Annotated in this window: 14 protein-coding genes; 10 read left to right on the top strand and 4 right to left on the bottom strand. The window is 33.7% G+C overall.

The genetic code is table 11. The features are described 5' to 3' along the window. The first annotated feature begins 140 nt into the window (after positions 1-140). Together ACMGE9_RS03185 and corA are read left to right on the top strand one after the other, a co-directional pair. Positions 141-584 (top strand): GNAT family N-acetyltransferase, encoded by a 444-nt coding sequence (locus ACMGE9_RS03185; protein ID WP_414043812.1) that lies wholly within the window; start codon positions 141-143, stop codon positions 582-584. Between the two features lies 1 nt (position 585). Beyond that, positions 586-1533, top strand: coding sequence for a magnesium/cobalt transporter CorA (gene corA, locus ACMGE9_RS03180; protein ID WP_414043811.1), 948 nt, complete (start codon positions 586-588; stop codon positions 1531-1533). Positions 1534-1663: 130 nt separating this feature from the next. Here the strand turns inward: corA and ACMGE9_RS03175 are convergent, their stop codons facing one another. Beyond that, the gene (locus ACMGE9_RS03175) at positions 1664-2170 is read right to left on the bottom strand and encodes a cupin domain-containing protein (RefSeq protein ID WP_414043810.1); all 507 of its coding nucleotides are present in this window, start codon (positions 2168-2170) and stop codon (positions 1664-1666) included. 150 nt (positions 2171-2320) lie between these two features. Between ACMGE9_RS03175 and ACMGE9_RS03170 the strand changes: the two genes are divergently transcribed. From ACMGE9_RS03170 to ACMGE9_RS03140, 7 genes are all read left to right on the top strand, one after another. Beyond that, positions 2321-3232, top strand: a complete 912-nt coding sequence (locus ACMGE9_RS03170; RefSeq protein ID WP_414043809.1) for a DUF5068 domain-containing protein — start codon at positions 2321-2323, stop codon at positions 3230-3232. A gap of 46 nt (positions 3233-3278) precedes the next feature. Further along, entirely contained in the window at positions 3279-3572 is a 294-nt protein-coding gene (locus tag ACMGE9_RS03165; protein WP_414043808.1) for a hypothetical protein, read from the top strand. 68 nt (positions 3573-3640) lie between these two features. After that, positions 3641-5188 (top strand): DNA-binding protein, encoded by a 1548-nt coding sequence (locus tag ACMGE9_RS03160; RefSeq protein WP_414043807.1) that lies wholly within the window; start codon positions 3641-3643, stop codon positions 5186-5188. Between the two features lie 5 nt (positions 5189-5193). After that, complete coding sequence (locus ACMGE9_RS03155; RefSeq protein WP_414043806.1) at positions 5194-6900, top strand: immune inhibitor A domain-containing protein; 1707 nt, start codon at positions 5194-5196, stop codon at positions 6898-6900. 152 nt (positions 6901-7052) lie between these two features. Continuing rightward, positions 7053-9434, top strand: coding sequence for an immune inhibitor A domain-containing protein (locus tag ACMGE9_RS03150; RefSeq protein ID WP_414043805.1), 2382 nt, complete (start codon positions 7053-7055; stop codon positions 9432-9434). A gap of 113 nt (positions 9435-9547) precedes the next feature. Further along, positions 9548-10117, top strand: coding sequence for a GNAT family N-acetyltransferase (locus ACMGE9_RS03145; RefSeq protein ID WP_414043804.1), 570 nt, complete (start codon positions 9548-9550; stop codon positions 10115-10117). Beyond that, entirely contained in the window at positions 10101-10553 is a 453-nt protein-coding gene (locus ACMGE9_RS03140) for a DUF523 domain-containing protein (RefSeq protein WP_414043803.1), read from the top strand. The genes ACMGE9_RS03145 and ACMGE9_RS03140 overlap by 17 nt, the downstream gene beginning before the upstream one ends. On the opposite strand, the gene ACMGE9_RS03135 is transcribed toward ACMGE9_RS03140, so the two are convergent. Next, entirely contained in the window at positions 10538-11110 is a 573-nt protein-coding gene (locus tag ACMGE9_RS03135; protein ID WP_414043802.1) for a TIGR00730 family Rossman fold protein, read from the bottom strand. The genes ACMGE9_RS03140 and ACMGE9_RS03135 overlap by 16 nt on opposite strands. 57 nt (positions 11111-11167) lie before the next feature. Here ACMGE9_RS03135 and ACMGE9_RS03130 point away from each other — a divergent pair, with 57 nt between their 5' ends. Further along, on the top strand, positions 11168-11632 hold the full coding sequence (locus ACMGE9_RS03130) for a GNAT family N-acetyltransferase (RefSeq protein ID WP_414043801.1): 465 nt from the start codon (positions 11168-11170) through the stop codon (positions 11630-11632). Here the strand turns inward: ACMGE9_RS03130 and ACMGE9_RS03125 are convergent. Together ACMGE9_RS03125 and ACMGE9_RS03120 are read right to left on the bottom strand one after the other, a co-directional pair. After that, positions 11629-12090, bottom strand: a complete 462-nt coding sequence (locus ACMGE9_RS03125; RefSeq protein ID WP_414043800.1) for a DUF188 domain-containing protein — start codon at positions 12088-12090, stop codon at positions 11629-11631. The two genes, ACMGE9_RS03130 and ACMGE9_RS03125, sit on opposite strands and share 4 nt — an antisense overlap. Then, complete coding sequence (locus ACMGE9_RS03120; RefSeq protein ID WP_414043799.1) at positions 12077-13018, bottom strand: hypothetical protein; 942 nt, start codon at positions 13016-13018, stop codon at positions 12077-12079. Before ACMGE9_RS03120 ends, ACMGE9_RS03125 begins: the two co-directional genes overlap by 14 nt. Positions 13019-13129 lie beyond the last annotated feature (111 nt).

The following is a 13129-nucleotide window of genomic DNA, read 5'->3' as shown; positions in this document are numbered from 1 at the left end:
TTTAACTGTAATAGTACAACTAGGAAATGTGTGTTTTGTATATGTAACAGGTGTAATTTTTGTGCTTGAGTAGATGTATTTGTTTAAGTTTATTGTGGAGATATCATACATATCCATGTACAATGAAAAAGGTGAATGATATGAGAAGTTTATTAACAACTGAAACAGAAGTATTAAAGAAAATCGCACGTATTCATGAATTAATGCCTAAAGCATATGATAAGAAATACAGTGCAACTGAACTAGACATTAAATTACGTTATGAATCAATGAGTTTATTAATGATGCATCGTAATGATCAAATATTATTAATAGAAGATGATAATACTTTATGCGCATTCTTATGGTATCACATAGGGGATGTGGTTCATATAAAGTCGACATATGTAGATCCAAAGTTTCGAAATCTAGGTCTTGCAACTCAACTTAAAAGACAAATTGAAATCATCGCAAAAGAAAATCATATCAATACTATATATAGCGATGTACATCCGAGTAATATTGCAATGATTCGATTAAATGGAAAATTAGGATATACAACAATGATGAATCGTACATCAATGATAAAAACAATAGAGGTGTAAAATGATTAGAACGCTGTATATAGATGAACAGAATGCACTTCATGTGTGTAGCTCGCCATATGATATAGAAGTAACTCCAAAATGGTTATGGGTAGATTTAAGTGAGCCAACTAAAGAAGAGAGTTTAATATTAAGTCAATTTTTCCACTTTCACCCGTTATCAATTGAAGATGCGACAACAGTAAGTCAGCGTCCAAAATATAAAGAATATGACGATTATTTGTTCTTTGTTTTCCATGCAATTGATTTAAAGACAATGAAACCGGAAGAAATAGATATCTTTATTAACCCTACATTAATTGTGACATTCCACAAGGAAGCGTCGGAAGAAGTAGATAAAGTATGGCAAACAATGCTAAATAAAAAGCCGAATGAAAAGATAACAACCAATGAAGTGATGTATAAAACATTAGATGCTATTGTCGATAATTATTTTCCTTTTGTATACGATCTAGAAGATAAAGTATTCTCGTTCGAAGATCGACATTCTGTGAATATTTCGACAGAGAACTTAATAGATGAGACATTTGATTTAAGAGAAGACTTATTATTAATTAGACGTACTGTATTGCCAATGCGTGATTTAGTGTATCGACTATTAGAAGGAAGAGTATTATCAATCAGTAAGAAACAAAAAATCTTCTTGCACCACATCAATGACCATTTAATCAAACAAGTCGAGATGATTGAATCATCAAGAGAGATGACTGCAGATATTCGAGATAACTATATTTCACTGAACTCATTTAGAATGAATAATATCATGAAAATATTAACAATTTATTCTGTGATATTCATGCCCTTGACATTAATAGCAGGTATTTATGGCATGAACTTTGAAGTCATGCCAGAACTACATTGGAAATATGGCTATTTAGCAGTTTGGGTTGTAATGATTGCTATCACTGTTGGTATGATAGGATATTTTAGAGTAAAGAAATGGTTCTAATAGCAGAGATTTGGGACTAACTGTTCTACCACAAGTAAAAACCGAATGAACTCATAAATCGCAACTTTGATTTATAGTTCATTCGGTTTTGTTTCCAGTTTGCATGTGTCAAAACGCTCGTTCGCCGCCTCTATTTTAGAAAAGTGTTGCAATGATAAATATTATGCCATTCTTTAAACATTGGACCTGTACTACCTTCGATTGGATCTTGTTCAGGCAATGTTACATTATTTACCCTCATGTTTATTGCATTTATGTCGTCATAGCTTGTTAACGTTTCTACTTCATTTTCGGTTGGGTATGCACCAACAACTTTGAAGTCATGACTCGCTTCTAATCTTTTATGTCCGTATCCTGCAGGTAATAATAATGCATCTCCTACTTTAACGGTAATTTTACTGCCTGATTCCCCGCCAATCATCAGTGTGGCTTCACCAGATGCAACGCCTAAAACTTCATGTGTATCTGGATGGTAATGATGATAATCAAATACACCGTCTGTCCAAATTCCGGTCCATTGATTTTGTTTGAATATTTGTGCGAAATCGCCTTTAACATCTTGATAAACAATTACTGGTAAGATCATGTGGTTCGGTGTACTTTCGGATGTTGAACTATGAATAATTTTATATTTCATTAATTTTCCCCCCTTAATGTTAATGTATATTTATATTGTTCTTCAAAATAATTAATAATGCAAAGAATAAGATTTCTGAGAATGTAATTAACATACGAATTTTATATTCTGTGTTAAAATAGTAGCTAGAATGATGAAGGTGGGATTGACTTGAAAAACTTTGCGTACTTAGCAATTTCAGGTGCATTAATTTTAACGGGCTGTAGTAATGAAGATACAGGCAAACTGAAAAAAGAAATTGAGCAATTAAAGAAACAAAAAGATAAATCTAAGAAAGAACTAAAGTCTTTACAAGAAGAGAATAAATCTATAGACAAAGAAATTAAAGATAAACAAACAGTTATAAATCAATTAGAAAAGGATAAAGAAGCAGAAATAAAAGCACAACTTAAGCGAGAAGAAGAGGAAAAGAAAAAGCAAGCAGCAATTGATAAACGCAATCGCTTAATCGCTCAGCAAAAGGCTGATAAAGAAGAAAAAGCCCGTGCACAACTAGCAAGTAAAGCTGCTCAATCGCGTAATAAAGTCACAATGCCAAATACAATTGAAGCAAGTACGAATGGTAAAGTACAAACAGTGAAGTCTATTAAGGATATCGGCTTAAATTTTAAAGATGCAGGTATGAACACGACAATTAGTCGAATTCAAATATTTAAAGTGACAGATATGCCTAAGGACCAGGTTGTGTTATTTAATGGCGATACTGAAGGGTATGTCATGATATATGAAGTGACAACAGAAAATACGTTAAATAAACCTTTATACTATAACAATGTTGGATTATTAGATATCGATGGTAAAAAGATATTCTCGGAATATGCATCGTTTATACCTACAGAGCTTCAAGAGATTACAATGAAAAAAAGTAAGCAGAATTATAATGAATATGCACCAAAAGAAAAGACAATTAGTTATAAATCAATTGCTATTAATAAACAAGATTATAAAAAAATTCAGAATGGTAAAGCTCAGTTATATATTAAAGGTGGCGTTTCTGAATCAAAAGATATGGCCGACAAAACATTAGAGAATTCAAAAGGGTATGTAATAAATGTTTCTTAAACTACATTTTAGGGAATCATAATAAAAAGAACACGGAGGCGTTAATATGCATGAGGAAAAATTTGTACTTATAGAAGGTAAAGAATATACACTTTCTGAAATCGCACGTGAACTTGAATCAATTACAGGTTATACTGTGAAAGATACTTATGGCGATGTAAATAGAATCGTGGCACAAAAGCCAAACTTTGACCAAGACTTCGAGAGTTATTTAATCACTTATGAGTTTAATGAGTCAGATGATTTAGTTGATGTAACCGTAACAACTCCGAAAGATACTGAGGTTAACTTTCATTCAGATAAAGTGAAAGTAAGATTGATTTCTTATAAAACAAAATAATAGCTCAAAGTGTGTTAATGTATATGTAAATTGATATATAATAACACACTTTTTTAATGGAGACTCATATGAAAAAAATAATTGTATTATTAACTACAGGAATACTGCTCTCAGGATGCAATTCATCTAATCAACATAAAGACAACACAACAAGTCAAATGAAATCAAACAGTAAAGCTGATATTATATTTGATGCAGCACATGGCGTGACTGCAGGTGAAGCAGATTGGGTAATAAATGGTGGTTTCTCTACATTTAACGATGATATTATAAAAGAAGGTATTACAACTACATCAACAGGATATAATGATGAAATTACGCTTGGATTATTGAAGCAATATAAAGCATTTATTATGCCAGAACCAAACATTCCACTAAAGACGAGTGAGCAAGATGCCATTAAGACATACGTAGAACAAGGTGGTAGTGTAATGATGATTGCTGACCATTACAATGCCGATCGAAACTTGAATCGATTTGATGCCTCAGAGATATTTAATGGTTATCGTCGTGGTGCATTTGATGACATAACGAAAGGTATGAAGCGAGATGAGATACAATCTGATCGTATGAAAAATGTAAAATCATCTGATTACTTAAGTGAGACGTTTGGCGTTCGATTTAGATATAATGCATTAGATGATGTCGTATTATCAGCAAAAGATGAAGATAATGTATTTGGTATATTAGATGGTGTAACTAAGGTCAATATGCACGCCGGGAGTACAATTCTAATTACAGATAAGAAAAAAGCAAAAGGTGTATTATATCCTGAAAGTTTATCATCACGTGATAAATGGGGGCATGCTGTCGATCAAGGGGTCTATACGAAAGGTTATAAAGATGAAGGAGCATTCGTAGCAATAAGTAAGCTTGGTAAAGGTAAAGCGGTCTTTATTGGAGACTCCTCAATTGTAGAAGATAGTACACCTAAATACGTACGAGAAGATAATGGACAAAGTAAAAACACATATGACGGTATTCGTGAAATGGATCATCAACGTTTAATGCAGAATCTTGTCAGTTGGATGATTAAACAAGAAGACTTTACTTCATTTGAAGGAGAAATTGATTTAGATGATGAGACAAAAGTATTAGACTTTGAAATACCACAAAATTCATCAGAACCAAAAGAAGAACCATGGGGTACACCTGGTCATGATTATAAATGGTATGACCCTTCAACTTTTGAAGATGGCAGTTTCGGTAAAGATGAAAATGTAATTACGAGTAAAGGTAACGATGATGACAAACGGAAAGATAATTATAATGACAACAAAAAGAATTCCAATGCACCAATAAGTAAGTCAAGCACAGATGTTGATGTTGAATATCCAAATACAGTGAGTGTCGGTGAACACTTTACTGTTGATATATTTACCAAAGAGCAAGTTAACCAAGTGGCAATCGAACTGATTGATGAAGACGGAGAACAAGTAGGATTATTTGATGGAAAACCTCCAGGAAAATCAAGAAGTTATGATACAAAATACAAGGAAAATCGTTTCCATTGTTATTTTCATGGTAAAATAGCGAGAGAAGCAAATGGTAAGATTACGCTAAAAGTATATTCAGGTAATCAAATCATTCAAGAAGAAACTATGATGGTGAGGTAAAACAGGTGAATAAAATTTTAAAGACATTATCAATTGCAGCCATTACGACAGCAATAATCCCAACGGGTATCATTTCAGCAAATACTCCGATACAAGCTCCAAAGTCAGTTGACGAAGTAAAGTTTGATAACACAGATAAAATAAAAGTAAATGAGCCAGTATTACAATCGAAGTCGACAAGTGTCGATAAAGTGCCTGCGTTCAAAAAAAGAATATTCCGTGAAAAACCAATGAAAGAAAATGTATTAGTTGTAATGATGGACTTCAGTAATAGCCCTGCATCTACGCTAACGAAGGCTGATACATCTAATTATCGTAAAAAGTATGATAAAGCATATTATCAGCAGTTATTCTTCGGAGAATCAATAACAGGGCCAGATAATAAAAAATATAGCTCAATAAAAAAATATTATCAAAACGTATCTGGAGATAGCCTTCAATTAAGTGGACAAGTTTCCGGTTGGTATCGAGCAAAGCACCCATTAAATTATTATGGGCATAATGAAGATGCTAAAGTTTCTGAATTAATAATGGAAGCGGCTGGGCATGTTGCGAAAGATAAATCAATCGATATGAATAAGTATGATCAATATGATTATTATGATTTGGATCAAGATGGTAATATGAAAGAACCAGATGGTATTGTTGATAAATTTGTCGTTGTCTTCAGTGGTGTTGGGGAAAGTGAGGGCGGCGGAAAGTTCTTACAAAATTCGATTTGGGAACATGTTTCCGAAGTGGAATTATCAAAGAATGGCAACCCGAAATCTATCGCAGGAACGCACAGCAAATATTCTAAACTCTATAAAAATCGTTTAGGGATTGCTGAGTATGGTATCCTTGCTGAGGATAGTACAGTTGGTACTTTCTCGCATGAATTTGGACATATGTTGGGATTAATCGATGAGTATGATACTGCACCAAATGCAGAAAGTCATGCTGGAGAACCTATTCGTTTCTGGTCACTTATGAGTTACGGGGCAGATGCAGGTTTAATTCCAGGAATGGAGCCTGTCGGATTAAGTCCATTTGCAAAATCTGATTTACAACAAATATATGGTGGGAATTGGATCCTCGGTAGTGAAATTAATTATAAAAACATCTCAAGTAAAAAACGTTACTATCTAATTGACCAAGCAAGTATTAAGGGCGTGAATAATGATGTTGTAAAAGTGAATTTACCAACTATTCGTAAAAAAGATAAGTATGGTAAAGTGAGAAATTATAATCACTATTACTTATTAGAATGGCGTTCTCATAACGGCGTAGATAAAGGATTATCACATATAAAAGATCCATTTGGCATCAACAAATATGGTAAAGGTTTAGTCATTTGGTATGTGAATGAAACTTACACTGACAACTCTAACTTATCGAAACATTTCGGTAAAAGTTTAGTAGGAGTAGTTGATGCTAGTCCATCAAATATTACAACTCAAGATGGTTTAATACCAATGTCTGATATGCAATTATATGATGCAGCGTTCAATACGAAGAGCTACGGACAATATAATAGTGCAAAAAATTACTTCTTTAAGAAAAAATCAACCAAGCCAGTAAGTTTATTTACGGATAAACGCTATAGCTTAACATCACGCAATAATATGCAAGTACCAGATAGTAGTCGTGTCTTACCTCAACTAGGCTTAAAAATAAAAGTTGAAGGTCAAAACAGTGATGGAACTGTTGGGAAAATTAGTATTTACAAATAAATCTTTATTAAAAGTAGGACAATTTTATGTCCTACTTTTTTGTTACATATTTGTAATATTATAATATTCAAAATTTTATTTACAATTCTGAATATTTAGAAGATAATATTCTCAAGCAGTAAAACAATATTGAAAATTCGGGGGCAAAACAGATGAGAAAAAAACAATTATTTTCTTCACTTTTAGCATTATCTTTAGGGGTTTCGAGTTTAGGTTTAACTAGTGGTGCGGCGTATGCAGATACTAGTGGATCACAAGTACATATGGGATCAAATTTCGATGCAGGTGTGGCTAACGAAGATCGATTAATTCAAATGTTAAAGAAAGAAGGGAAAATTTCTAAAACAGCAACGCGTGCTGAAGCAGAAAAGACAGTTCAACAATATTTGAAACATAAGCAAGAACAATCAAACAAATACATAAAAAACAAAGGTGCATTCGATAAAAAATACAATAAAGTAACAGATAAGAAAAATAAAAAGAATGCACAAAATAAATATACAAAAGGGAAAGGAAATAAAGCAGGTCATGCTAAAAATGTAAAATCTGTAGTTACTGAAAGTTATAATGGCGAGAAGCGCACGGATAAAGTTCTATTATTAGCAATTGATTTCCCAGATTATAAAAATTCAACAATCACAAAAGAAGAAACAGATATGTTCTACGAAGATTATCCAATGAGTCATTTCCAAGACATGGTGTTTAATCCGAACGGTTATGAAGGGCCGAATGGTGAGAATTTAGTGAGTATGCAAAAGTTTTATAATAATCAATCAGGTGGTAGTTATGCTTTAGATGGTGAAGTACACGGTTGGTACACGGCAAAACATGATGCAGCATACTACGGGGGTAATTATCCTGATGCTGATGGAAGTGACATTCGTCCAAAAGAACTTGTAAAGGAAGCATTGGAAGCAGCATCGAAAGATCCAAATGTTAACTTAGAAGAATATGATCAATGGGATCGTTATGATTTAGACGGTGATGGTGTATTAAATGAGAAGGATGGTATCGTTGACCATGTAATGATTATTCACGCTTCTCCTGGTGAAGATGCTGGAGGTGGACGTCTAGGTAGTGACGCAATTTGGAGTCATCGTTGGAGTCTAGATTTCAATGAAAATGGTAATCCATACACAATTCCTAATACAAACTCTGGACAAGAACAGTTCGGTGGAGAACTAGCAGTAATCGACTACACAATCCAACCTGAAGATGGTGCGGCAGGTGTATTCTCACATGAATTCGGCCATGATTTAGGACTGCCAGATGAGTACGATACGATTTATTCAGGAAATGGGGAACCTGTATCATTCTGGTCAATCATGTCGAGTGGTAGCTGGGCTGGTAAAATTCCAGGAACGGAGCCATCAGGATTTGATCCATATATGAAAGAATTATTACAAGATATGCACGGCGGAAATTGGCAAACAGGCTCTGAAGTAGATATTAAAGATGTGACGAGTACACCTCAAGAATTCTTACTTGATGAAGCGACTACAAAAGGTACGAATAACGATGCGGTCAAAGTTGCTTTACCAGATAAAGTAACTGACGTTGTGCAACCTAAAGAAGGTAGTAAAATGTACCACAGTGGTTCAGCGAACGACTTAGAAACAGTATTATCTACAACGGTTGATTTAACGGGTGCAAAATCATCAGAATTTACGTTTGATGCATGGTACGATATCGAAAAAGGATATGACTATGCTTATGTTCAAGTTTCAACTGATGGTGAAAATTGGACAAACTTAGAAGGTAATATTACGAATAACGATGATCCAGATGGAAGTGGTGCTAATATGGGTAATGGTATCGATGGTACTAGTGACGGATTTGTTCCTGCAACATTTAATTTGGATGCATATGCAGGTCAACAAGTACAATTACGTGTATTATACAAAACAGATGCTGGATATATTGCACCAGGTTTATATTTAGATAACTTAAAAGTAACAGCTGATGATAAAGAGGTATTAGTGGATGGAGCAGAAGATACACCAAAGTTTGATTTAAATGGCTTTACGGTATCAGACGGTAAGAAGTACAGTAAAAACTATTACTTATTGCAATGGAGAAGTCATAATAAGATTGATAGCGGGTTAGCACATATTAAACGTGGGGATAGTTTCTTGACTTATAACCAAGGTTTAGTAGTAGAGTATGTAGATGAATCATTTACAGATAACCATGTTGGAAAACACCCAGGTCAAGGTTTTGTAGGAGTTGTTGATGCTGATCAAAATGCCTTGGCATGGGAAGGAGAAGGCGCAGGAGTAGCGTCTACTCAATGGCAAATGCGTGACGCAGCATTTAGTTTAACGAAACAAGATCCATTAAAGATTACATTAGATGAAACTTCAACATTAGTTGATAAATCTCTAGTAGCTAATTCATTATTTGATGATAGTAAAGACTACACAAATAAAGCACAACCACATGCAGGAAAAGTGTTACCTAAACATGGACTCAAAGTGAAGGTTGTTGGTGAATCAAAAGACAAAACAGCTGCAAAAATCATTTTATATAAATAATGAATGTACGAGGAATATACAAAAAGTCGATATTTAAAAATATCGGCTTTTTGTAATGTCTTCATTTATGTTGTGGGATAACTTTGGTATATTTATATTAATGGGAGGAAGTCATGATATATTTTGAGACTGAGCGATTGAAATTTAGAGATTGGCAAGAAAGTGATTTAGTGCATTTTCAAGCAATGAACAAAGATTTTGATGTCCGTCGTTATTTTCCTGACGTGATGAGTAGTGCCCGAAGCGAGATTGCATTTTATTTAATGCAACAGGAAATAGTGCAACACGAACTCGGTTTATTTGCTGTAGAATTGAAATCTACGCGCAAATTTATAGGGTTTATTGGGATGCAATATTTAATTCCAACGAAACACTTTGATTTATCTTTTATGCCATGTTATGAAATAGGGTGGCGCTTAAAGAGAATGTATTGGAATCAAGGTTATGCCACTGAAGGTGCACACGCTGTATTAAATTATGCTAAAGAAAAGGGAATAAAAGAAGTTTATAGTTATACGAGTCTGATGAATCGTCCAAGTAGGAGAATTATGGATAAACTAGGTATGACTTATGTTAAAAGCTTTAATCATCCATTTATTCGTGACTATCATCCTTTACGAGAGCAAGTATTATTTTATAAAGATTTAACAATTGAGGAGCATAATTATGATATTAATCAGTAGCTGCTTAGTCGGTGAGAATGTCCGTTATGACGGTGGAACGCAAGGTAAAAGCCCACTTATTCAATTAATCAAAGAAGGAAATGCTATACACGCTTGTCCCGAACTTTTGGGTGGATTGACTGTACCAAGAGCCCCTGCTGAAATTATAGGTGGTGACGGCTTTGATGTATTGGATGGAAATGCGAAAGTCATGACGAATACAGGTAAAGATGTTACTGCGTCATTTATTAAAGGAGCAGAACAAACTTTAAAGATATTAAAAGAAAAAAGTATTGATACTGTTATCTTGAAAGCTAACAGTCCTAGCTGTGGTAATGCTCAAATTTATGATGGAACTTTTAGTGGCAAAAAAAAACAAGGGCTCGGAGTAACAAGCGCCTTGCTGAATCGTCATGGTATTAAAGTTATGAGTGAAGCAGATTATCTTTCATCGTAACGCTTAACACTAACAGGTTGAGCATTTTTCATTTTGTCGATTAATGAACTTGGATTAGCATCCACAATCGCAAGTTCACTGTAATGTTCTCCAATAAAGCCTTCTTGAATCATCTTTTCTAACATTTGTATTAAGGGATCATAAAAGCCATCAATATTTAATATACCAATCGGTTTCTGATGTAAACCTAGTTGTGCCCAAGTGAAAATCTCAAAGAATTCTTCTAGTGTTCCTGCACCACCTGGCATCATAATATAACCATCACAAAGTGAAGACATCATATCTTTTCTTTGATGCATCGTATCGACTGTGTAAAGTTCAGAAAGATTTGGATGTGCTACTTCTTTCTCATGTAGGAAGTGGGGGATAACCCCGATTGTATGTCCTTTAGATTGGACAACACTATCTGCGATGGTACCCATCAAACCGACTTTACCGCCGCCGAAAACTAATCCAATACTATTTTCTACTAATACTTTACCGAGTAGTACAGCTCCTTCAACATAACTCGGTTTAGTGCCCTTATTTGATCCACAATAAACTGCAATATTTTTCATGTAAAAAAATCCTTTCTTTTATGGTATTATTAGTTGTAATGAAATGGAGTGAATATCTTGATTAATATTAAACCAGTAGACACAATTGATGACATCGATTTAAGTCATTATGAACTGCCAGCAAAGCAAATGGTGTATGCGGGTCATCCAAGATTTATACTTACACGCAAAAAACCGCACTACACACCATTTATTATTGAAGAAAATGATAGATTAATTGGTGTATTTGCACTTGAAAATGGCGAAGTCTTAAGCACTATTGGTGCACCAGAACATGCGATTTATTTACGCGGTCTTTCAATTAATTATTCAGAACAGAATAAAGGATATTTTAAAGCAACACTTGCTGCTGTAGAACGTTATTTAAAAAATGAAAATCCTCATATTACTGAATTATACTTGTTGGTGAATGTAAAGAATGACGCATACTATGCTTTTATTAAGTCTGGTTTTAAGGATGAAAAACGTATCGTCCGTCAGGGGTTAACGCAATTAAAAGTACTATCAAAAAAACTTAGCTAATTTGCTAAGTTTTTTTCTATACAATGCATTAAACTTTGTTTAAAGTGATTGCGGTCTTGCATCGTAAATTTAGATGGGCCTTTAACACGACGTTTTGCATTGCGTTCAATTTGATTATGATAACGCGTAAGCAATAACATATCAATTGTTTCGTTGGTGTATTCTAAACCATTATGATGCATAACAATGCTTTGGTCCAACAGTAAACTCGCTAAGCCATAATCCCCTGTTATGATTACATCATGACGAGTTGATAGTTTTTTAATAGCATAATCTGCACTATCATTGCCAGTATCCACATATTTTGTTTCAACGAAATTTGGATAAGGTTGCAATGTATAATGTGCGAAGTCTTTAACTAAGAGCACTTTCAATTGAAAGTGCTCCGCAATTTGAATGACTTCATCAATAACAGGTGAACTATCGGCATCGATAATGATACGACTAACGTTTGACAATGTGTTCTGCCATCAATTTTCGATGTTGTTCAAATAATTGTGCGTTATCAAATTGTTCTTCTACTTTTAAAGCATTGCTTTTGGCTTTTTCTGTTGGTTGTAACGTTGATGGAATTGACGAAAGAGATACCGTAGATGTAACAATATTAGAATTTTCTTTTAACATATTTGTACGAGTATCATCATTTGTTTTTTTATTTTTATTAAAGCCGAATAAAGAGCGTTTCTGTTTAGGACTTTTAAATTTATAATTTTTATATTGCTTCATTTCTTTAATCATCGCTTTTTGTTGTTTTTGAATCAATTGCTCTTCTTCATTATGACGTGCGTCAATCGTTTTTGATAAATTTTTCGATAATTGATTAATTGCTTTTTTGTCACGACGGTGAATTTTTTTTGGTTTTTCAGGTGTGAAATGGTTTGTTTCTTTTAAGGGAGCTTTCGCTACATAGTTTTTATATTGTTTCATTTCTTTAATCATCGCTTTTTGACGTGAGCTTAATTCTTTGTTTTCAGCACTGTGGCGACTTTCAATATTGCTAGCTAAATTATTATTTAACTTTGTTATTTCTTTTTTTAAGTTTTTCTCTTGTTTTTGTTCTGATTTCTCTTGTTTAAGATGTTGCTTCATTTGTTGATTGTAATTGTGCGTTTTCTTGGTGTTTTCAGCTTTTTGGCCAACAAATTGTGCAGTATTTACAGTTGCATTTTTTATCGAATTGGCAGATGTAACAATTTTTTGAGTAGTGTTGACTGCGGATTTCTTTGTTTTATTTGTTACACGTTTTGTTGTGTCGAATGCCTTTAGAGAAAGGTCTTTTGCCTTTTGTACTTCTTCATGGTCTTTAATACGGTCACGTTCAGAAATTAACGGTACTAATATTACGGCAGCTAAATTTATCGCTGATTTTACAGTTTCTTTTTTCATAAATGTGCACTCCTTTTTAATATTATTAATAGTCATCATTATATAGTATTTACCCTCATATACAAAAAAATAACGAAGCTCAGACGTATATAATCGTGAACTTCGTTTATT

The organism is Macrococcus animalis, from assembly GCF_047425875.1.
GTDB lineage: Bacteria > Bacillota > Bacilli > Staphylococcales > Staphylococcaceae > Macrococcoides > Macrococcoides animalis.
Note: the sequence above shows the minus strand (reverse complement) of the source record. Positions and strands in the feature narration are given on the sequence as shown.